Annotated in this window: 19 protein-coding genes; 6 read left to right on the top strand and 13 right to left on the bottom strand. The window is 29.9% G+C overall.

Annotation, left to right across the window (positions count from 1 at the left end; translation table 11 throughout):
• Positions 1-365 precede the first annotated feature (365 nt).
• The gene (gene rsmH / locus RCG18_RS10675; protein ID WP_308041275.1) at positions 366-1,433 is read left to right on the top strand and encodes a 16S rRNA (cytosine(1402)-N(4))-methyltransferase RsmH; all 1,068 of its coding nucleotides are present in this window, start codon (positions 366-368) and stop codon (positions 1,431-1,433) included.
• Positions 1,434-1,563: 130 nt separating this feature from the next.
• Here rsmH and RCG18_RS10670 read toward each other — a convergent pair whose 3' ends face one another.
• Positions 1,564-1,923, bottom strand: a complete 360-nt coding sequence (locus tag RCG18_RS10670) for a methyl-accepting chemotaxis protein (protein WP_308042000.1) — start codon at positions 1,921-1,923, stop codon at positions 1,564-1,566.
• Positions 1,924-2,086: 163 nt separating this feature from the next.
• Positions 2,087-3,628 carry a M4 family metallopeptidase gene (locus tag RCG18_RS10665; protein WP_308041274.1) on the bottom strand — a complete coding sequence of 514 codons (1,542 nt, stop codon included), beginning with the start codon at positions 3,626-3,628 and terminating at the stop codon, positions 2,087-2,089.
• Positions 3,629-4,036: 408 nt separating this feature from the next.
• On the opposite strand from RCG18_RS10665, the gene RCG18_RS10660 reads away from it, so the two are divergent.
• Complete coding sequence (locus RCG18_RS10660; protein WP_308041273.1) at positions 4,037-4,180, top strand: cyclic lactone autoinducer peptide; 144 nt, start codon at positions 4,037-4,039, stop codon at positions 4,178-4,180.
• Positions 4,181-4,214: 34 nt separating this feature from the next.
• Here the strand turns inward: RCG18_RS10660 and RCG18_RS10655 are convergent, their stop codons facing one another.
• From RCG18_RS10655 to RCG18_RS10645, 3 genes are all read right to left on the bottom strand, one after another.
• Entirely contained in the window at positions 4,215-5,555 is a 1,341-nt protein-coding gene (locus tag RCG18_RS10655) for a GHKL domain-containing protein (RefSeq protein ID WP_308041272.1), read from the bottom strand.
• A complete protein-coding gene (locus RCG18_RS10650) occupies positions 5,543-6,283 on the bottom strand; it encodes a LytTR family DNA-binding domain-containing protein (protein ID WP_308041271.1) in 741 nt (246 codons plus the stop codon). The genes RCG18_RS10655 and RCG18_RS10650 overlap by 13 nt, the downstream gene beginning before the upstream one ends.
• A gap of 136 nt (positions 6,284-6,419) precedes the next feature.
• Positions 6,420-7,022, bottom strand: a complete 603-nt coding sequence (locus tag RCG18_RS10645) for an accessory gene regulator B family protein (protein WP_308041270.1) — start codon at positions 7,020-7,022, stop codon at positions 6,420-6,422.
• Positions 7,023-7,528: 506 nt separating this feature from the next.
• On the opposite strand from RCG18_RS10645, the gene RCG18_RS10640 reads away from it, so the two are divergent.
• On the top strand, positions 7,529-7,999 hold the full coding sequence (locus RCG18_RS10640; RefSeq protein WP_308041269.1) for a CPBP family intramembrane glutamic endopeptidase: 471 nt from the start codon (positions 7,529-7,531) through the stop codon (positions 7,997-7,999).
• Between the two features lie 144 nt (positions 8,000-8,143).
• On the opposite strand, the gene citG is transcribed toward RCG18_RS10640, so the two are convergent.
• Complete coding sequence (citG, locus tag RCG18_RS10635; RefSeq protein ID WP_308041268.1) at positions 8,144-9,028, bottom strand: triphosphoribosyl-dephospho-CoA synthase CitG; 885 nt, start codon at positions 9,026-9,028, stop codon at positions 8,144-8,146.
• Positions 9,029-9,054: 26 nt separating this feature from the next.
• Complete coding sequence (locus RCG18_RS10630) at positions 9,055-10,770, bottom strand: methyl-accepting chemotaxis protein (RefSeq protein WP_308041267.1); 1,716 nt, start codon at positions 10,768-10,770, stop codon at positions 9,055-9,057.
• A 292-nt stretch (positions 10,771-11,062) separates the two neighbouring features.
• On the opposite strand from RCG18_RS10630, the gene RCG18_RS10625 reads away from it, so the two are divergent.
• From RCG18_RS10625 to RCG18_RS10615, 3 genes are read left to right on the top strand one after another with little or no spacing between them, the layout of a single operon-like run.
• On the top strand, positions 11,063-12,031 hold the full coding sequence (locus RCG18_RS10625) for an ABC transporter ATP-binding protein (RefSeq protein ID WP_308041266.1): 969 nt from the start codon (positions 11,063-11,065) through the stop codon (positions 12,029-12,031).
• Positions 12,012-12,875 (top strand): ABC transporter permease subunit, encoded by an 864-nt coding sequence (locus RCG18_RS10620; protein WP_308041265.1) that lies wholly within the window; start codon positions 12,012-12,014, stop codon positions 12,873-12,875. The genes RCG18_RS10625 and RCG18_RS10620 overlap by 20 nt, the downstream gene beginning before the upstream one ends.
• Positions 12,876-12,891: 16 nt before the next feature.
• Entirely contained in the window at positions 12,892-14,325 is a 1,434-nt protein-coding gene (locus RCG18_RS10615) for a GldG family protein (protein WP_308041264.1), read from the top strand.
• A gap of 125 nt (positions 14,326-14,450) precedes the next feature.
• Here RCG18_RS10615 and RCG18_RS10610 read toward each other — a convergent pair whose 3' ends face one another.
• The 6 genes from RCG18_RS10610 to RCG18_RS10585 form a co-directional block, all read right to left on the bottom strand.
• Positions 14,451-15,500 carry an aldose epimerase family protein gene (locus RCG18_RS10610; RefSeq protein ID WP_308041263.1) on the bottom strand — a complete coding sequence of 350 codons (1,050 nt, stop codon included), beginning with the start codon at positions 15,498-15,500 and terminating at the stop codon, positions 14,451-14,453.
• Positions 15,501-15,575: 75 nt separating this feature from the next.
• On the bottom strand, positions 15,576-16,565 hold the full coding sequence (locus RCG18_RS10605; RefSeq protein WP_308041262.1) for a LacI family DNA-binding transcriptional regulator: 990 nt from the start codon (positions 16,563-16,565) through the stop codon (positions 15,576-15,578).
• 46 nt (positions 16,566-16,611) lie between these two features.
• Entirely contained in the window at positions 16,612-18,126 is a 1,515-nt protein-coding gene (galT, locus tag RCG18_RS10600; RefSeq protein ID WP_308041261.1) for a UDP-glucose--hexose-1-phosphate uridylyltransferase, read from the bottom strand.
• 33 nt (positions 18,127-18,159) lie between these two features.
• Entirely contained in the window at positions 18,160-19,149 is a 990-nt protein-coding gene (gene galE, locus RCG18_RS10595; protein ID WP_308041260.1) for a UDP-glucose 4-epimerase GalE, read from the bottom strand.
• Between the two features lie 20 nt (positions 19,150-19,169).
• Positions 19,170-20,336 carry a galactokinase gene (locus RCG18_RS10590; RefSeq protein WP_308041259.1) on the bottom strand — a complete coding sequence of 389 codons (1,167 nt, stop codon included), beginning with the start codon at positions 20,334-20,336 and terminating at the stop codon, positions 19,170-19,172.
• Positions 20,337-20,624: 288 nt separating this feature from the next.
• Complete coding sequence (locus tag RCG18_RS10585) at positions 20,625-21,878, bottom strand: FMN-binding protein (RefSeq protein ID WP_308041258.1); 1,254 nt, start codon at positions 21,876-21,878, stop codon at positions 20,625-20,627.
• Between the last annotated feature and the right edge of the window lie 137 nt (positions 21,879-22,015).

The following is a 22,015-nucleotide window of genomic DNA, read 5'->3' as shown; positions in this document are numbered from 1 at the left end:
CTGTTGCTAGTACAAATACACCAATTAAACAAATTGCACATACTAAGATTATTTTTATTTTTGCTCATATCCTCTACCCCATCTTCAAATTTAAGATGGTTTTATTTTCTCCGTGGTAATAATAATTATCACATATTAATATATTTCTCAACTCTTAGCGTTCCTTGTTGTTTAGAACTATTTCCTCCATTACTTCACAATTTAAGAAATATTGTAAATACTTTCTTAAAACTTCACGATGTATGTGCTATATTGAACAGTCAAATTAAAAGCTAAGCTATTGGTGTTGCTTTAACAAACTGCATCTGCTATCATAAAATTTGTAACAAAAAAACAAAAATATATTATAAAAATGAGGTAAGAAAATGAGCCTAGATAACACATTGGATGAAAAAGATCCAGTAAAACATAAGAGACGGCCTCGATATAAAGGCACTCACCCTAAGAATTTTAAAGAAAAATACAAGGAATTGAATCCTGAGAAATATGCTGAGGATATTGCAAAGATTATTCAGAAGGGTAACACACCTGCTGGTATGCATATTTCAATTTGCGTTAAAGAGATATTGGAAATACTGCAAATTAAACCAGGTCAAACTGGTTTAGATGCAACACTAGGTTATGGTGGCCATACTTTAGAAATGCTTAAATGTTTAGATTCAAAGGGCCGCATGTATGCACTTGATGTAGATCCTATTGAATTGCCAAAAACCAAAGAACGTTTAGAACATTTGGGTTATGGTTCTGAAATTTTAGAAATTAAGCAAATGAATTTTTCTCAAATAGATCAAGTTACCTCCGAACTAGAGTCCTTTGATTTTATACTAGCAGACTTAGGGGTTTCTTCTATGCAAATAGACAACCCTGATAGAGGGTTTACCTTTAAGGCTGAAGGGCCATTGGACTTAAGACTTAATCCAAATGCGGGTATCTCTGCAGCAGAACTTTTAAAAGAAATGACATTATTTGAAATAGAAGATATGTTAATAGAAAATGCTGACGAGCCTCATGCTGCAGTAATCTCTCGCGCCATTCTTTCTAGCATAAAAAAGGGAATTGACATAACATCAACAACACAACTTAGAAATATAATAAAAGATGCTCTAAAATATGTTCCAAAGATTAAAGACTCTGATATTAAAAAGTCCTGTCAGCGAACCTTTCAAGCTCTCAGAATTAATGTGAATAAAGAGTTTGAAGTGTTAGATGAGTTTTTAGAAAAACTTCCCAATGTCTTAGCTAAGGGCGGTCGTGTTGCCATACTTACCTTTCACTCAGGAGAAGATCGCCGCGTAAAAAAATCTTTCCAACACTTTTTCCGTGAAGGCATTTATTCAGAAATAGCAACAGAGCCTATTCGCCCATCAGCAGAAGAATGCCATGCCAATAGTCGTGCAATTTGTGCTAAACTACGCTTTGCAATCAAAGCATAATATAATATCTACCTAAAACATAGCCGCCTGTAAACAGCTATTTAAGCTGCTTCAGGCGGTTGCTCCTATGTACGGCAAGAATAGAAACTTTATATAATCATAATGGGTTCTGAAAAGAAAATTCTCTTACTTAATCTTGAAAACACTTATTAACTTCTTTTGTTATATCATGGGTTATAGCTATCATCTTTTGCAGAAAGCTGTTCATCCCATTAAAGGCTTCTTGCACCTCTTTAAATGCAAACATTTGATTCTCTGTTATTTTACTGGTTTGATCTAAGGATTCATTTGTAAGATTAGCCACAGTAGTAATATCCTTAATTATATTTTGAATATTATCAGTAGCTGATTTTGTTTCATCAGATAATGCCCTAATTTCATCAGCAACTACTGTAAACCCTCTACCATATTCACCAGCTCTGGCAGCTTCAATAGAAGCATTAAGTGAAAGCAAATTAGTCTGTTGTGATATATTACTTATGGTAACTATAATATTAGAAGTATACTGTTAAGATAAAATTATAATATAAATAAAGCATGTGGTACTTATAATATTTCAATTATAAGCCACATGCTTTTTATAATAAGGTATGCTATATTCACTTTCGGGTAGTATTACCAACTTAGATTTTTATTTTAAATAACTGAAGTTATTAGTTAACTCCTACACTATCCCACGCACTGATTACAGCGTTATATTCTGGACTATTTGCTCCATAAAGATCTTCTGCAGATTGTGCAAGTGCTGATCTAGCATCATGGAATGTAGAACTTGATGTTAAATAGTTACATAATGCTCTGTAATAAATTTGTTCTGCCTTTTGAACTCCGACACTTGGATTTGTAGCAGTTAGATAACATGCCTTATTAGGTATTCCACTATTAGTATGAACGCCTCCATTATCATCAGAGGTATATACATAATTTTTCATATTATCTGGCTGACCATAAAGAGTAGGATTTGCCATACTTCTAAGTGCATCTCCTGGTGTATTAGGAGTCCATACATCTTCTCCTAAAAGCCAATCTGCTTTTGATGGTTGAGCATAGAACTCAATAAATGTTCCAAAGGAATCCGAAAGAGATTCATTTAATGCACCAGATTGATCCCTGTAGGTAAGATTAGCTTCATATTGATCAACACCATGAGTCATTTCATGGCCAACTACATCAAGACTTCCTGATAATGCTGTAGCTTTAACTCCATCACCATCACCATACATCATTTGAGTACCAGTCCATTGTGCGTTAACCCAATTTCTTAAATAGTGAACACTTGATTTCATAGCCATATTATTCCCATCTATTCCGCTTCTGTTAAATTTATTTTTGAAGTAATCATATACAACTCCTGCGTAATAATGTGCATCTACTGCAGCCTTGTCACTAATTACATTTGTAGTTGAATAAATTAAAGTTCCAGGCTCTGCAGAGGTATTTTTAGAATTATAAGTAGTAATTTGAGCGCCACGGGTTGTATCTTTCATTTGATATTGAGTTTTTGATCCAACTGTGACTTTGTCCAAATTCAATGTTTTTGTGTCCCCTAGCACTCCGGCTCCAGTACCAGTAGTTGCTACTTTAGTAATGGAATTATATTTATCAACAACTTGTCCATTGTAAGCATTTATAAAGAAATGCCAATCTCCTGGTTCAGGACTTATAAAATTAATTCTTACTTCATAAACTGGAATGTATTCATTGTTTACTTTATATATATAAGACTTTGCCTTAGGAGTTATTTCAAGAGTATCAAATTTGACTTGAGATTTTGCTGTTTCTATTGCTTTATTTTCACTAATAAATTTTTCTTTATTAATTTTAATATTTTTTGCTGATGAGTCGAATTTTCCATTTACTGCGTATATTTCGCCATTTTTATTAAAGTGAACAATATATTGATTTCCGTAGACAGGAATACCTTGTACGATTTGTTGGAGCTTTATATGTTTAAAATTTAGGCTATCGTTTTTCTCATCAATTTTTGTAAGATCATTTTCTACATTTTCTACTTCAAATTTACCTTTGTTATCATTAAAGAACTTTTGAACACCGCTCATATCTTTTGTTAATTTTTCTGATAACTTGCCTTTAGTAAAATTATGCCCATCGTTTGGTGCAGCTTTTACAGCTGGACCTGTAATCATGAAGGTGCTTATCATAATAGTAGCAACAAGATATTTGATTTTTTTCATAAGAATATTCCCCCTATATTCATTTATTTACTAACTAAAAACTATAAAATTTATAGTCAATAATTAGTTTAATCTAATTATATCTACATATGGAAAATACTTAAATACAAATACCATGAGATCAACTTATAACGTCATAAAATGACTTAATTTACATAAAAGCACACTTGCGGCATAATAATATAAATTTACGACATTTATATTTACCTTTATTCTGATAGCTGTTATAATATTCAATTTGTTACATTGAAAAGGTAACTTCTGTAGCTTTTTACGCTGCAGAATATAATAGGTATATTTTACGATATAAATACATGTATTTCACGATATTTTATGGAACAACTTGTAAATTAAATGTTATAATCTAACTATTATATCAATTTAAATTTAGAAGGGATTGTAGAGAATATGGAAAAAAGAACTACAAAAAGACTTATAGCATTGTTTGCAAGTACAATTGCAATGCTTGTTGCAACAACCTCCTCCTCAATGTGCTGGGTACACACATTTGGAGAGCCTAAGATGCCAAAGTCTTTATACAAAATGGACTAACTGCATAACAAAAGGCATGAAACTTTTTAAGTTATCATGCCTTTAAATCATATATTATTAATTCTTGTTTGAATACACAATCTTTAATTTTAGTATTTAGAATTACATTATCATATTTTTCATTGACAATGAATCTAACTGTTTTCAGTCCAATTCCTCTGTTATCACCTTTCGTAGAAAAATTTTCTTCGTATATTTTATAAATTGGTGGAGTGTCTTCTAAGCATGAATTACTTATAATAAATACTGTAGAATCATCATTTCTTACTATAGCAATTTTAACATCTTTTTTGTCACATAGAATTGCTGCCTCTATAGCGTTATCAATAAATATTCCAGTAATCCTACATATATCTATGGTGTTCATAGATAACTCATGTATATCATCAATAATTTCTATTTGTATTTCTATGCTACATGAGTATGCATTAATAATTTTTGAAGATATCAATGCCTTTAGTGCATCTATTTTGATGTGTTTTAGTAAAGATAGATGTCTATCTTTATCTATTATTTTGTTACTTTCTTTCAGTAAATCGTTATGATAAAATTCCTTTAATCCTTCAATATCTCCTGTTTCTATGTATCCACCTAATGTTTGAAGTATATTTATATAGTCATGCTTAAATCTTCTCAAATCACTATCCATATACTCAATTTTATCTGTATACTCTTTAAGTTGCTGGTACTCCTTTTCTTTATATTCTTGTAGAAGCTTATTTTTAATATTTTTAATACTTGAGTGTATCAGTAAAACTGACATACCAATAAACTCTATTAAGAATATCATGTTTAAAAAAGTGTTAATCCTGCCTATAGATTTAACTAAATTTTTATACATTACCAAGTGAACATTTACAATAACTAACCCTGACACTATATACAAAATCGCTATTAAGTTCTCCTTTAAATATTCCTTGATATTGCTACCTTCAGTATATATTCTATTGTAAATTATTCTCATTATTTTGCTGAGAAAATGAGAAATTAAAAGGATAAGCAATCCTGTAGCAAAATATATTTTTAAATTACTAATTACTTGGGAATAGGTAAAATTTAAAATATTAATATCAATAAATCCTACTATAGCATCACTTGCAGCAAAAATAATGTTTACACATAGAGCTATAACTATAGATCTCCATATATGTCCAGAAACTATATATAAATACAAAAACATACTAAAAATTACTACTATTGCTAATATAGTATCTTTCATATAAGCGTGTATAAGTATAGTGATAAAATAGTTTATTACAATAAATATACCTATGCTTCTTTTTTCTAGTTTATCCGGTGAAATATTGACCATAATGCTTGTAATGCTAAGCACTAAAATTAATGGGTACAATATTTTGAAAATCAAATTGAACATTTATTCAACAATCCTTTCAAATATCTTGCAGCTACATAACAAGATTCACCATTTATCATATATATAATAGAATTGTCTTTATCAATTGCTTTTATTTTCTTGGTGTTTACTAAATAGGATCTATGAGGTTTGTAATAATTGGAAGATACCATTTTTTCAATTTCTTTTAATGTTCCGTAAAACTCCAGCTGTTCATCACAAGTATGTATTCTTATCTTGTGATCCTTACTGGTTGTCTCAAAGAATAAAATATCATCAAGATTAAAATAAATAACTTTATTTCCAGCATTTATTTGTATGGAATTTGTTTTAATAGTATTGGAATTTTTATAATCATTATAGGCTTCGTTAATGCATTCACTAATTTTATCTTTTATACTACTCAAATTATTTTTAACTATATAATCCATGGCTTGTACCTTGTATTGAAACGTAAGTAATGTGAGTTCTGCATGAGATGTTACAAATACGATATAACCCATAGGATCACTTTTTCTAATTATTTTCGCAAGTTCTATTCCATTTACTTTAGATCTTAAATCAACATCTAAGAAGTATAAAAATGTATTCGTTTTATATTTCTCTAAGTATGTAATTACATTCTCTGGGGTATTAGTAGATAAGACAATACTCATATTTAAATTTAATTTTTTCAGTTCATCTCTAATAATAGTTTCAATCTGTTCTCTTTGATAACTATTATCTTCACAAAGTATAACATTAAGCATCTTTACATCTCCTCTCACTAATAATATCTTTTCTATTTCAATCTACTTCTGCTATAGGTATTATGTCAATTGCTACAAATTAATAAAATAATAATCTCGTAGTAATAACACTATAAGTTTTACAAAAATAGGTTATCTAAATTTTAATTCTTTCATAATTTTTATATTTTTTCCCAAATATAATATAAATCATCGGAGTAATTAGTATAGCCTCTTGTAAGGTAGAATAGACAATTAAATTCGTATATACACTACCTGGCAATAATAGGGTTATAATACCAAATCCCAAAACGATTAAAATAGATTTAATCTTTAATTTACCTCTTAGGTTCTTACTTATAAGTGGGCGTTCTTCTGTGTCTGCTGGCGCATATAATATAATCAATATAAGACTTATTAAAAATATACTTGCTACATATATTTTATTTAAAGAAAAATTTAAGCTTAAATACACATTTCCAAAAAAAATTATATAATTAGTAATAGTACATTTTATACTAGAATTCGCATGAATTCCATTTGCAAAAGATCTAAGAGTAGCAAAACTTAAATATGCTACAATAGTGTAATTTAATATACCTAAAAAATATGCAGTAATAAAAAGCAGCAGTAACTTGAATATATTGATTAAAATTACATGTATGCCATATTGAATTTTTTCTAATTCTGTTTCAGTTTTATTTGTGTTGTCTTTAATAAAACTAGTACACTTTTCGCTAAGTTTTTCAGCAATATCCATAATATTCCCTCCCCATTTAATACTATAACATTTTTTCCTCAATTTGATAAATTTCTCCAAATATTATACCACTAAACATTTAATTATTCTAGTGTTTAAATATAATTAAAATTTGTTATATTTTTATGTTTAAATATGTTATATTTATAATAAACTAACATTTATACTAAACTAACATTTATACTAAAACACATTTATTACACTATTTTACTCTTATTCAAATAACATAATTTGTATTTTAACTATTTTTTGGTATAATTACAATTATACGGCTTACAATTAAAATCACGCTTTAGCAAATAAATCTTGTTTATAACAATTATATTTATCTTTTATTTTAATTTAGATTGTTGTAATGTATTCAAACAACAGAATTCTATATTTAGCATTGAAATATAGAATTTATATATGAGTTAACGGGATGGTGGTGTAAAATATCAGCTAATATAGGTTTATTTATAACTGATTTATCATTATATTTATTTATATTTATAATTCCAATTATCTTGTATCTTAAATTAAGAGATAAAGTTAATCCTTTTGAATACTTAAAACTTAAAGATAATTTACTAAAAAGTATATTATCTGGTTTTTTCATAAGTATTATATTTATAATATTGCTTATAATTAAGAATATTGTAATACAAGGAAGGTCCATAAATTTAAATATCGGCATACTATGGATAAGCGGACTATTGGTAGGAATACTTGAGGAAATACCATTTAGAGGCTTTATTCTACAAAAGTTATTAAAACATTTTCACTTTTGGATAGCAAATTTATTAACTACTACGTTATTTATAGCAATTCATATGCCAATATGGTTGTCATCTCAAACTGATCTGATGGGATCTATTATATCTATTTCATTGGTTAGCTTTGTTTTGGGATATTTATTTAAAGAATATGATTCTTTATGGGTACCTATAACAGTTCATTCAATATTTAATCTTGCTACATGGATAGGATTAAGATAGCTTGTAATAAATTATATTTCTTCATTAAAAATGCAACCTTTTAATACATATAGATATTCTATATCACTAAAAGATTGCATTTCTTACTTTAATATTTATTTTAGAATTTACATTAAAAGTATTTAATTATCTAAATTTAGGTAACTAAACATATACCTTAGTATTGTTCATATATTGCTCTACTAAATACAAAAATACTGTTACTCCAAGCAAATCAGCACTTCCACCAGGACTTATGTTTTTTTCTATAAACTCTTCACATAAGCTATTTATTTTTCCCCTACCATAAGCAGTTTTCATTCCTCCAAGCTTAACTATCTCCTTAGCCTTTTCTTTTACCTCCTCTAGTACTTGAGGATTATGTCTATGAATTATAGTAGAATCGTTACAAATTTGCATTATTCCAATTAAAGTATGAACTAATCTATCATTGATATTTAAATCTTCACTTTGCTTATAGAAATCCAAGGAAAAATTAAAAACTGTAGGAATTCCTCTCTCAATTTCACCTCGTACACCCTCATTTTTATATTTTAAATACAACCTTTCGCCATGAGATAAATTGCAGTAATCCTTCAAATTAGAAAGCTCCTTCTCTACTATACCTGATGTCATTTCTTTTATAATATTTTGTACTTCCTTAAAAGCCTTTTCCTCATAAATGGTTTTACCAACTGCTGCACAAGCTACACCAATTAAAAATAACATACCTTTGTGCGTATTTATTCCTTTTGTTTTTTTAAACATGTCTTTTTCAGCTTCCACTCCAATGAATCTTACACTATTAAATATATCTTTACAGCATCTATCTGTATAGCCCTCTTGTACGAATAGAGCTAAGTAATTACTTAATGTGGATGTACTATCAATAAAAGTAAAATAATTCATATCCCTATGTGCTCCGTTGGATACTGGAGATACTAATCCCGGTGACGGATAACAAGCAACTTCATAAAGCATCGCTTGTATCGCAAAGCTACTAATTCTTAATGAAATTTCATTTAATGTAAAGTTTTTTTTATTTTTCATAATATCTCTCCATAAAATTCTTTCTCCTATATTTTAAACCTTTGAACTTTAACATTAAGTCTTTCGGCTAATTTTGCCTGACTTTCAGCTGTATTTGCAACTTCTTCCATAGCTTTTGTAATACCATTTATATTATTTAATATATCTTGAGAACTTGATGATGTTTCTTCTGAGGAAGTAGACATATATTCTATTGCTTTATTAGTTTGTTCTATAGATTCGGCAATCTGTTTAGTACCCTCAGCTAAATTATCTGCAAGAGTATTTACAAATAGAGCATCTTTTTCATATTGAACTCCTACATTAACAAGCATTTGGTAATCAGGTGAAACTTTTTCATCTACAAATTTTAAAATATCTTCTGAACCTATGGAAAGGTTCTTAAAAGCTACTTGAACTTGGTCTATAATATTTTCAATGCTGGATACAGTGCTAGATGACTGCTCTGCAAGTTTTCTTATTTCTTCCGCTACTACTGAGAACCCTTTTCCTTGTTCTCCAGCACGCGCTGCTTCTATCGCCGCATTTAATGCTAATAAATTTGTTTGCTTAGAAATTCCCTGAATAACTTCTGCCATTTGCTTTACATCTTGAACAACTTTTCCATGTTCAATTGCATCTATTATTTGTTTTTGTTTTTCTTTGTAAAGCAGTTCAGCTTCTTCACTTGATTTTTCGGCTCTTTCTTTTATTTCTAAAGCTCTTTGCTTAATCTCTTTAGAAGAACTACTTGCTTGATAGGCATTGTTCTTTAACATAAGTATAATTGACATTATTCCTTGTTCGGATGAATTTATTTCTTCTGCAGAAGCACTATTTTCTTCTATTAATTTAGTAATTTGCTTCGTTGCCTCATTTATATTCTCCAGTTGGGATGTTATTTCTTCTACTGTTGCAGAAAGTTCTTCACTAGATGCATTAACCTCACATGAATCACTTAAAATATCTCCTATAAGTTTTTTTGTATTTTCTGAAGCAATATTCATATCTTGTGCCAAAATTCCTATTTCATCTTTATCTACTATATTTATATTTGTAGTCAAATCTCCACTTTTCATTCTTTCTGCGAAAGATAAAATCTTTTTAATATTTCCAGTTATGATTTTGGTTATAATAATGCCAAATGCAAGTGCAACTGCTAATGTAAAAATCATTATTGATGTCATGGTAATAGCAGATTTATTATAAATGGCACTATTTTGAATACTAGTATCTTTTGCTTGCTTATCATTTAAAGTTATTAAATTATTAATATCATTAAATAATTTATTCTCACGATTTGTCAAATCATTCATCGCTAATTGAGCTTCATCATACTTACCATCATTTATTAGATTTATAATATCAGTACGGTGATTTTTATAGTCTTCTAAATCAGTTTTATACTGATTATAGATATTCCTTTCTTCTCCTTCTGAAACGCCAATCTTTTCATATTCAGCTATCAGTTTGTCATTTTCATTGCCAATTTGAGTGATTTTGTCTTCTAGCGATTGCTTCTTACTTATATCTCGCGTATATATAAGTGACATAAGACTAACTTGAGCTTTTAATGTATTTTCATGAATAGAATGTAAGTTATTTAAAGATACCATATTATTCCCATAAAGCTCTTCAGCTCCTGTATTTATTTTTTTCATACTTAATATTCCAATTGATCCTACTAGTCCTATAAATAGAGCTACAATAATAAAACCTGAAATTAATTTAGTTCCAATTTTCATATTTTTAAACCAATCCATTTATTTTACCCGCCTTTATGATAAATTTTAATACAGTATATTTATGATTCCTGTTATAAACTTCCACCATGTGTATTTAGTTTAAAAGCTATTTGTGACAGTTTTATGGCGGCTTTATTAATATTTCATTAATAGTAGTGTAAATTGTCCTTCCTAATTTTTCAACATACTTAAAAGACATTTAAAATTTATAACAATAATTTTACACACTAGTCATAAATATGTCACACAACTGTCATATTCATTTGTTATAAATTTCAAGTAAGATAAAAATAGACTAGAGGTGATAAGGTTGATTAAAATTGAAAACTTAACAAAATCCTATGGAAATCATGTAGCCATAAAAAATATTAACTTAGAAATAAAAAAAGGCGAAATTCTAGGTCTTTTAGGACCAAATGGAGCTGGAAAATCTACCACAATGAATATAGTAACTGGCTACCTCTCCGCTACAGACGGCTCCGTAATGATAGATGGATTTGATATATTTAAAAATCCAATTCAAGCTAAGAAGAAAATAGGCTATTTACCAGAGATTCCTCCTTTATACACAGATATGACAGTTGAAGAGTATCTAAATTTTGTAAGTAAATTGAAAAAAGTTGAAAAAAGTAAAAGAAAAGAACACATAGATACAATTATGAATTCTATCAAGCTAAATGATGTGAGAAAAAGACTTATAAAAAATCTCTCTAAAGGCTATAAACAAAGAGTTGGATTAGCACAAGCTATTGTGGGAAACCCTGAGGTCCTTATATTAGATGAGCCAACGGTAGGATTAGATCCTAAACAAATTATTGAAATTAGAAATTTAATTACTGAGCTTGGTAAAGAGCATACGATTATTTTAAGTTCACACATACTCTCAGAAATTAGTGCTATATGCGATAGAGTTGTAATTATAAATAAAGGTTCAATTGTTGCAGAAGGTACTCCGGAGGATTTATCCAAAAACTTAAGTTATGGAACCAAAATAAGTCTAAGAGTAAAAGGATCAATAGATCAGGCGAAAGAAGTCATAAACGAAATACCTAATATAAATTCCATAGAAAATGATGGTGTTAAAGAACCTAATAGTATAGATTTAATAGTAGAATCCAAAAATGATCGAGATATACGTGAGGATTTATTTAATGCTTTCAGTAAAGCAAATATACCTCTACTTATGATAAAACCATTAAATCTAACTCTGGAAGAGATATTCTTAGAAGTAACTGAACAAACCAAGGAGGTGTCTTTAGATGCTGGAAATACTAAATAAAGAATTGAAATCATATTTTCACTCTTCTGCATCTTATATTTTTCTATTTGTTTTTCTATTAATATCAGGAATATTTTTTACTTTATCAAACTTAATACCTGGCAGTGGACTTTACCCTAACCTACTTTACGCTATGATTTTTGTTTTCTTATTTCTTGTACCTATTTTAACTATGAAAACAATTGCCAGTGAAACTCATGAAAAAACAGATCAATTATTATTAACGACACCTTTGAAAATATGGGAAATAGTTTTAGGTAAGTTTTTAGCTGCGGCTGCTGTTTTCTTGCTTGCTGTGGTAGTAACTTTTATTTACCCAATAATATTAAAAAGCTTTGGAGCTATACCATTAGGTGAAACTATTGGTGCATATATAGGTTTTATTCTAATAGGACTATGTTTTATTTCCATAGGTATTTTCGTTTCAGCCTTAACAGAGAATCAGGTTACTGCTGCAATGGGTACCTTTGGTGCCTTGTTTATCATATGGATACTTGATTGGATTGGCAGTGGGCTACCTACAACTATTACATCTGGAGTAATTTTTGCAGGAGTTTTAGTAGTTCTGATAAGCTTATTTTTGTATTATAATACTCAAAATGTAGTTGTTAGTATTTCCACAGGAATTCTAGGTTCTTTGATAGTTCTTATAATTTATCTAAAAAACAAAAATTTATATGACGGATTTATAGCAAAATTTGTTGGTTGGTTCTCATTAATGAAACGTTATGAACCTTTTAATATGGGTATGCTTAGTGCTAGTTCAATAGCTTACTATATATCATTTTCCGTATTTTTTATACTTTTAACTATAAACATTATTAATAGAAGAAGATGGAACTAGGGAGGTGAAATACTGAATGAAAAATATAGATATAAAAAGCTTTTTTAATGAAAAGAAATTAAAAAAAGGTGGATTAGCTACAATAACAATAGCATTATCTTTAGCCATTTTGATAGCACTAAATTTAGGTATCGGAAAATTGAATTGGAATAAGGACCTAACTAAAAATAAAATATTCACCTTATCCGATCAAACCTATAAAGTTTTAGATAACTTAAAACAAGATGTAACAATATATGGATTTTATCAGTCTGGACAAGAAAACTATACCATAAAGACCGTTTTGGACCAATATGCAGCACGTTCAAAGCATATTAAGGTTGAATATAAGGATCCAGCAAAATATCCTCAACTAGCTCAGAAATTTAACAAGGATAACAGTAAAGTAGATGTTGGTTCTATAGTAGTAGAAAATGGTTCTAAATTCAAAGTTCTAGATCAAAATTCTTTTATAAATGCCGACTACAGTAATCCTTCTGCTCCATCTGCTCAATCTCTTGCAGTAGAACAAAATATAACCTCTGGTATAGTATATGTAACTTCTGATAAGAGCACTACTATATATACTTTACAAGGACAAGGAGAAAGTGAAATTTCTCCACAAGTAGCAAATCAGTTGTCTTTAGAAAATTACACTGTAGCACCTATTAACTTATCACTAAAAGATGCTAGTTTGAAAGAGGATTCCATTTTACTTGTAAGCTCTCCACAAAGAGATTTATCTCAACCAGAGGCAGATACTATAAAAAACTATCTTTCAAAAGGTGGTAAAGCACTATTTTTAATGGATTTGACAGAAAATGATTTACCAAACTTTCAATCAGTGTTAAACAACTATGGTTTATCTTTACAAAGAGCCATTACAGTTGAGGGTAATAGTGCTTATGTTTCTCAAAACCCTATATCTCTGTTACCTAATCAAAAGAATCATGATATTTTAAATTCATTAATTAATAATAATTTACGTGTACTTATCCCTGGTGCTCAAAGCATAAGAATATCACAAAATAAAAGAAGTTCCTTAACAATTGAACCATTGTTAACAACTTCTAATGATTCTTGGGGAAAAACTAATTTAAAAACTGACACTCTAGAAAAACAAACTGGTGATTTGAATGGACCCTTTAATATAGCTGTAGCAGTAACGGATAAATCCAATGATCCTAAAGTTAGCGATACAAGAATAGTTGTAGTTTCTAATTCAACTTTCACCAGTTCTCAAGTAATATCTTTAAGTAATAATGCTAATTTAGACTTCTTTATGAATTCAGTTAGCTGGGCTCAAGGTAAAAAAGATAGTATATCCGTTAGACCAAAAAATTTAGATAACTATACACTACAAGTAAGCGGATTAAGTAGACTAACAACTTCAGCTTTTGTAGTACTTGTTATTCCTGCAGTAATTTTGATAACAGGAGTTGTCGTATGGATTAGAAGAAGAAAATTATAAAAGTTGATATTCACTGATAGTAAAATAGATATTGGAACTATTATAAATATATATTTGCCTTTAATTATAACATAGGTGGCATGAAGATCTTCAAATGCCTCCTATGTTAGCTTTATTATTTTACACTATCTTATAGAAAATTTATAAATAGTTCTATGATTATATTGTTCTCCAGCTTTTAGTATTGGTGAAGGAAAATGTTTGTGTTTTAAAGCATTAGGAAAATATTGCGTCTCAAGACATAGTGCGCTATTTTTAGCGTATTTAGCACCCTCTTTGCAATATTCAGATTCATCAATATAGTTTCCAGTATAAAACTGTACACCTGGCTTAGTTGTGTAAACCTCCATCACTCTTCCACTAGCTGGATCAAACACTTCTGCTGCCTTTTCTCCAGTTGAGTTTAATACCCAGTTATGATCATAACCATTACCAAATACTAACTGTTCATAATCAACAAATATCCCTGCTTCTACTGTAGTTAGCTTTGTAAAGTCCATAGGAGTGTCCTTAACATCTCTTATTTCTCCTGTAGGAATACTATGCCTATCATTAGCTGTAAATTTATCTGAATTAATCATTACTTCATGTTTTAGAATATTTCCAGCTTTGTGACCGGACAGATTGAAATATGAATGGTTTGTCAGATTTGCTATCGTATCCTTATCCGAAATTCCATAATAATCAATTTTAAGGGCATTATCATTAGTTAATGTATATGTAACCTTAACATCAAGATTTCCTGGATAGCCTTCCTCGCCATCCTTGCTAGTATAAGAAAGTTCAAGAGATTCATTCTGTTCTTTTGTTATTATCTCTGTCTGCCATAAAACTTTATCAAAGCCTATAAGTCCACCATGCAGCTGGTTTTCTCCTTCATTTTTTGTTACACTATAAGCTACACCATTAATTTCAAAACCTGCATTTTCGATTCTGTTGGCATGACGTCCTATAATTGCACCGAAATATGCTCTATTCCTTAAATAGCCCTCTAACTTATCATAGCCTAGCACAACATCATCAAACCTACCATTTCTATCAGGAACAACAATGGAAACCACTATTCCACCATAATTTATTATTTTGACTTCTGTTCCCTTACTGTTAGATAAAGTAAAAATGTGTATTTCAGTTCCATCTGCTAAATTACCGAAAAGCCTCCTTGTAATTGCCATAATATAATTCCCCCAGTCCATATGTATATATTCTTAATAAAAAATTTCATTTTATATTAATTGTTATACCACACACTAGCAACTTTCTCGTATTATAAGCTTTGTAGGTATTACTACCTTTTTACTAATTACTCTTTCACTTTTTAATCTTTCCAATATCAAATCAACTGCTGTTTCCCCCATGAAGTCTGTATAAACCTTAACAGTACTTAATGCAGGTATCATATACTTAGCTGTAGATATATCATTAAATCCAATAATACTTATATCATTAGGAATGCTAAGCCCAGACTCAATTACTGCCTTATATGCACCTATAGCCATAGAATCACTTGCTATGAAAAAGGCCTTTGATGGATTCCTTTTTGATAGTGCCTCTTTCATTAGTCTATACCCATCAGCAGGAGTATAGTTTCCTAATAACATATTGCTGCTGTTATAGTTACCGATATTTTTCATATAATCTATATAAGTTTCTTCCCTGTAATCTTTTACCTTATCCCTGCCATCATTTATATATTCTTCTCCACCTATATAGAAAATCTCTTTATGTCCGAGAGAAGCCAAATAATCTAACGCACTTGTTACAGCTTTTCGAAAGTCTATAACTACAGAATCGTATAAATCCTCATTAGGAGATGAATCTACAAAAACTATATTTTTAGTTGATACATTAAATTCTTCTATATCGCAGCTTGCAAATTTTCCTATAGCAATTATGCCATCTAAGTTCTCCAGCTTATCATATTTATCACCTTTGTTAACTCTTGTAAAATAGATATGTTCATCTATGCAACGCTTTTCTATTCCCATTCTTATAGATAGATAATAAGGGTCTTCTAATTCCTCTTTATCTGAGTACCAATATACAATTCCAATATTTAAAAAATCTTGTTTTTTACTTTTTCTTTCACGAAGTGTTACATAGTCTAATTGCTCAGCAATCTCAAAAATTTTCTTTTTTGTACTATCTGAAACATTTATAGTTTCATCGAAATTTAAAACTCTTGAGACAGTAGCTATAGAAACTCCTGCTTTTGCTGCAATATCCCTTATGGTTGCCATTTACATGACCTACTTTCTTATCAAGTTTAAAAATTAGACAAATTAATTATAACAGGTTAATAAATTTATCAAATGCCTTTTGCCCTTGTTCTGTTCTTTTAAAAACCCCAGCATGTTCAAGTACCTTTAAAAATTTAAGACCTACTTCTCTTTGAAGTATTTTCTCAGCCTGTTCATCATTTATACTACCGTATTTACTAATTAGCTCCTTACACCATTCTTTATGCTTTAACAATTCTTCTTTGCCACTGATTTGTTCAAGCTCATTTTTCTTTACTAGATAATTTGATAACTCTTTAAGCTCAGACTTTAACCTAGCTGGTAAGATTGCCAATCCCATAACCTCTATAAGACCTATGTTTTCTTTCTTTATGTGATGTAATTCCTTATGAGGATGGAAAATTCCTTCAGGATACTCTTCTGATACTCTATTGTTCCTTAATACTAAATCTAATTGAAAACTTCCATCCTTTATTCTTGCAATAGGAGTCACTGTGTTATGTGGTATTCCCTCTGTATTAGACAATATTTCAACTGTCTCATCTGAATAATCTGTCCACTTTTTATATATATGATATGCCGCTTCGATTACCTGTTCTTTATCTTGTGCCTCCAGTCTAATAACTGACATAGGCCATTTAACCTTTCCAACCTTTATGTCTTTAAATTTTTCTATACTAAATTCTTTATCAACTTGTGCTTTTGCCATAGCAAATTCATAGTTACCTCCCTGAAAATGATCATGAGATAAGATTGATCCTCCTACTATTGGCAAGTCCGCATTTGACCCAATAAAGTAGTGAGGAAATCTTTCTACAAAGTCCAATAGTCTTATAAAGGTTTCTTTTGAAATTTTCATAGGATGATGGTTGTCTTTAAGTATTATACAGTGTTCATTATAGTATAGATAAGGAGAGTACTGGAGGAACCATTTTTCATTATTTAAAGTTATAGGAATTATCCTATGATTTTGTCTTGCAGGATGATTTACTCTTCCTGCATACCCCTCATTTTCCTTGCACAATAAACATTTGGGGTATGAACTGGAAACCATATTTCTTGCAGCTGCAATAGCTTTAGGGTCATTCTCAGGTTTTGATAAATTAATAGTTATATCTAAATCTCCATATTCAGTTGTTGTTTTCCATTTTAAATCTTTTTTTACCCTGTCAGTCCTAATATAATTAGAGTTTTTACTTAAATTATAGTAGTAATCTGTGGCTTTCTTTTTGTCTTCGCAATATAGTCTGTTAAAGATATCTATGACCTCAGAGGGTCTCGGAATTAAGCACCCCATAATCTTTGTATCTAGCAAATCTTCATAAACTACTCCATCACTCTCTAGAATACCTTTTTCAAAGCACCAGCTCAATATATTATTAAGTATTGGGGCAGGGGATTCGTGGATTTGTTCTTTTACTTGTACCTTCTCTACATCATCAATCCCCAAAACTTCTAATATTCTATTTCTTGTATAAATCATATCTTCTTCATTAATTAAATTTTTATATAAACCATATTGGAGTAATCTCTCTATTTCATAAGAAATGTTTATATCCATGAACAATCCCCTCTTCCCTGTTCTTGCTCTCCTTTATTCTTCAAAGCCATTCTTATGAGTACTATGGAAATTCCATGCTGATTTGATTATTTCCTCAACATCTGTAAATCTAGGCACCCACCCAAGAATCTTTCTAGCCTTTTCGCTGGATGCTATTAATACTGCCGGGTCACCTGCACGTCTTTCTGCAATCTCAGCTGGGATTTCATGTCCAGTTACCTTTCTTGCTGCATCAATCATTTCTTTAACAGTAAAACCGCTGCCACTTCCTAAGTTAAATACATCGCTGTTATATCCCTCTCTTAGCTTTTCAAGTGCCAATACGTGCGCATCTATTAAGTCCATTACATGTATATAATCCCTTATGCATGTGCCATCCTTTGTTGGATAGTTATCACCATATACCATTATTTTTTCACGTTTTCCTAATGGAACTTGTAAAATAAGCGGCATTATATGTGTCTCAGGATTATGATCTTCTCCAATTAGTCCATTTTCATGGGCACCTGCTACATTAAAATAACGAAGAGATATATATTTTATTCCATGGGCAATATCTGTCCATTTCATCATTTTCTCCATAGCAAGCTTTGTTTCTCCGTAGGTATTTGTAGGGTTAGTTCTATCTGTTTCTAATATTGGAATACTTTCTGGTTCTCCATATACAGCTGCTGTTGATGAAAAAACTATTTTCTTAACGTCATTTGCCACCATAGCTTCCAAAAGTATTTGAGTACCATGAACATTATTGCTGTAATATTTAAGTGGCAGTTGCATACTCTCACCCACTAGTGAATTAGCAGCAAAGTGTATTACTGCATCTATTTGGTTCTCCTTAAATACATTATTTAAAAAATCAAAATCTCTTATATCTCCTTCATAAAACTTTGCTTCTGGATGAATTGCCTTCTTGTGGCCCGTTTGTAAGTTATCAACTAAAACAACCTCTTCGCCCCTAGAAATTAATTCATAAACACAATGTGATCCTATATAACCTGCTCCTCCACAAACTAAAACACTCATTTTAATTCAACCTCTCTTCTTTAATTTAATTTTCTTGCTCCATCTCCAATGTTTACAACATAGAAGCTTGCTTCATAACCTATTTTTTCAGCATAAGCTTCTCCAACATTTTTAATAAAATCATCTATATAGTCATTTTTAACTATGCTAACTGTACATCCTCCAAAACCAGCACCTGTCATACGTGAACCTACAACTCCCCTTTGATTCCAAGCAATCTCTACTAATGTATCTAACTCTACACCTGTAACCTCATAATCATCTCTTAAGGAAACATGCGAGTCATTCATTAATACACCGAAGGTTTCTATGTCCTCTTCCTGCAAAGCCTTAACAGCTTTTATAGTCCTTTGGTTCTCACATACTGCATGTTTTGCACGTTTTATATTTATACTATTCTTTATTAAATGCTTATGTTTATCAAATTCTTCTTCTGTTAACTCTCCTAATGAATTTATTTCCAATTTCTGCTGCAAGTCCTTTAAAGCCTCTTCACACTGACTTCTTCTTTCATTGTATTTTGAATCAGCAAGACCTCGAATTTTATTGGTATTAGCTATAACTATAGATGCATCCTTTAAATGAATTCCAGCATAAGTATAATTTAAATTGTTAGTATCTAGTAAAATTGCACAATCTTCTTTACCCATGCCTATAGCAAATTGATCCATTATTCCACAGTTTACTCCAATAAATTTATTCTCAGCAAGCTTACTTAATTTAACCATTTCAATCATATCTAAATCAAACTTGTATAAATCCTTAATTATTACTGAAGTAACTAATTCTATAGAAGCTGAAGATGATAATCCAGCCCCATTTGGAATATTGCCATAAAATAATATTTCAAAACCTTTGTCTATACAAAAACCTTTTTGACTAAATGCCCAAACTACTCCTTTAGAATAGTTCGCCCAATTATGTTCTCCTATGTTTGTTAGTTCATCTACGTTAAACTCTATTATGCCTATATCATCAAAGTTTTTTGAATATACACGAATTAGTTTATCTTCCCTCTTCCTTGCAACAGCATAAGTGCCAATAGTTAATGCACATGGGAAAACATGCCCACCATTGTAATCAGTATGTTCTCCTATAAGATTTACTCTTCCCGGTGCAAAATATACTGCCGTTCCTGACCTATTGCCAAAAATTTTTCCAAAATCAATTATTAATTTGTCCTTCATTATACACATCCCCCAATTTTCATAGAAATATATAACTGAAAACTTGCCCTATACACGCTGATTTAATATGCATAACTTTATAATTCTAAAATTAAATATTAAAAATCAAAATTTTTCCATATTCAACTTCAGTTTATCATCTTTTTACTAAACATTCAACTAATTTTTACTAAAATTTTACCAAACAATTTATAAATATTTTCATAACAGTGGTACTCTTTATTGAAAAATAAAAAGCATGTGATACAAGGACTTTAACATCCTTGTATCACATGCTTTCTCTATTTACTACATCCTAGCTTTGCTAAGTGCATCCTCTACTGCCTGTTTAATTCCATTACTACTTCTAGTAGCTCCAGAAACCCCATCTACCTTTGTAGATTGAGCTTGAATTATTTCATTTGGTACTATAGAAAATGGTTCCTCTGCAAATCTTGGTGTTTCATTATTTGAAGCTATTTGAATATCTGCTATTTTACCATCTTTTATTGTAACTTCTACTTCAAGATTAGGTCTATATCCTCTACCAATGCCGGTATAAACTCCGTCCTTATATTTTTGCTGTTGATTATTTGTAGATGAACTATTTTTAGCTGCTACACTATTGCCACTTGAGTTACTTACATTATTATTTGTCTGTAAATTATCCACAGTTTGACGTTGTATATTCTTAGATATTGATGCAGTAGGTATGTCCTTACTTGCAAAATTAGTTCCGGAATACAATACAGTAAATCCTCCAATAGCAACACAGGTTGCTAGCATTGGACTAACATGTTCTCCACATATTTCTGCTTTAGTATTTTTTCTTGGACATGCATCTATACATTTAAAACAATTTATACATTCTCCACTCTTTATCTTGTCATGCTTATACATTTGTATACCCATAGAACAATTATTAGTACATAATCTGCAATTTCCGCACTTATCCTTTTTCTTTAAAATATCAAAAATTCTAATTTTAGATGTTACTGCAAAAACTGCTCCTAATGGACATAGGTATCTACAGAAAAATCTCTCTATAAAAGTTGCTCCTATTAGTATAAATACTAGAAAAATTAAGCCTATGGTATATTGAGATACTGCATCACTAAAATTAGGTATTTGTGCAAAGGCATCCCATGGACTAGAAGTTTCAAACAAGGTACTGCCTTTAGTCCAAATAAAATAGATTATAAATAATAGTAAAATATATTTCAAGGATTTTAAAATTGAATCCAACTTTTCATTCACTTTAAACTTTATTTTAAATACCTTAGTTGAAATTATATAAATAAAATCATTAAAAGTTCCAAAAGCACATAACCACCCACAAAAAAATCTTCCAAGTATAATAGTAATGGGGATTATGGTAATTAACTCTACTGATTTAGGAATAACTTGATAAAAGTTAAGTTTTCCTGATAATATTGCTAAATATATATCTCTTATTTCACTAAATGCTAATATAAATGTTCCTGGGAATAGTATTAATCCTAAAAGTTGTACAACGCTTCTTATTATTTGAATTTTAGATATCTTTCTGTTTAAATTAGCCATCCTTATCCTCCTGTATTTCTTAGATTACTACAAAAATTGTTAATTCTTGTTATACTTTTTTATCAAATTATTAGTTAATATAAGTAAAATCCTTAGTCACTTCCAGGAATTACTTTAGTAACATTTTAAATTGCTAC

This window comes from Clostridium sp. OS1-26 (genome assembly GCF_030915445.1).
Lineage (GTDB): Bacteria > Bacillota > Clostridia > Clostridiales > Clostridiaceae > Clostridium_AM.
Note: the sequence above shows the minus strand (reverse complement) of the source record. Positions and strands in the feature narration are given on the sequence as shown.

Bases quoted from the DNA above. Each gene is read 5' to 3' on its own strand.
- rsmH (WP_308041275.1), top strand. From the start codon at position 366: ATGAGCCTAGATAACACATTGGATGAAAAAGATCCAGTAAAACATAAG.
- RCG18_RS10665 (WP_308041274.1), bottom strand. From the start codon at position 3,628: ATGAAAAAAATCAAATATCTTGTTGCTACTATTATGATAAGCACCTTC.
- RCG18_RS10590 (WP_308041259.1), bottom strand. From the start codon at position 20,336: ATGAAGGACAAATTAATAATTGATTTTGGAAAAATTTTTGGCAATAGG.
- RCG18_RS10615 (WP_308041264.1), top strand. From the start codon at position 12,892: ATGAAAAATATAGATATAAAAAGCTTTTTTAATGAAAAGAAATTAAAA.
- galT (WP_308041261.1), bottom strand. From the start codon at position 18,126: ATGGATATAAACATTTCTTATGAAATAGAGAGATTACTCCAATATGGT.
- RCG18_RS10610 (WP_308041263.1), bottom strand. From the start codon at position 15,500: ATGGCAATTACAAGGAGGCTTTTCGGTAATTTAGCAGATGGAACTGAA.
- citG (WP_308041268.1), bottom strand. From the start codon at position 9,028: ATGAAAAATAAAAAAAACTTTACATTAAATGAAATTTCATTAAGAATT.
- RCG18_RS10660 (WP_308041273.1), top strand. From the start codon at position 4,037: ATGGAAAAAAGAACTACAAAAAGACTTATAGCATTGTTTGCAAGTACA.
- RCG18_RS10585 (WP_308041258.1), bottom strand. From the start codon at position 21,878: ATGGCTAATTTAAACAGAAAGATATCTAAAATTCAAATAATAAGAAGC.
- RCG18_RS10655 (WP_308041272.1), bottom strand. From the start codon at position 5,555: ATGTTCAATTTGATTTTCAAAATATTGTACCCATTAATTTTAGTGCTT.
- RCG18_RS10605 (WP_308041262.1), bottom strand. From the start codon at position 16,565: ATGGCAACCATAAGGGATATTGCAGCAAAAGCAGGAGTTTCTATAGCT.
- RCG18_RS10620 (WP_308041265.1), top strand. From the start codon at position 12,012: ATGCTGGAAATACTAAATAAAGAATTGAAATCATATTTTCACTCTTCT.
- RCG18_RS10650 (WP_308041271.1), bottom strand. From the start codon at position 6,283: ATGCTTAATGTTATACTTTGTGAAGATAATAGTTATCAAAGAGAACAG.
- RCG18_RS10630 (WP_308041267.1), bottom strand. From the start codon at position 10,770: ATGGATTGGTTTAAAAATATGAAAATTGGAACTAAATTAATTTCAGGT.
- RCG18_RS10645 (WP_308041270.1), bottom strand. From the start codon at position 7,022: ATGGATATTGCTGAAAAACTTAGCGAAAAGTGTACTAGTTTTATTAAA.
- galE (WP_308041260.1), bottom strand. From the start codon at position 19,149: ATGAGTGTTTTAGTTTGTGGAGGAGCAGGTTATATAGGATCACATTGT.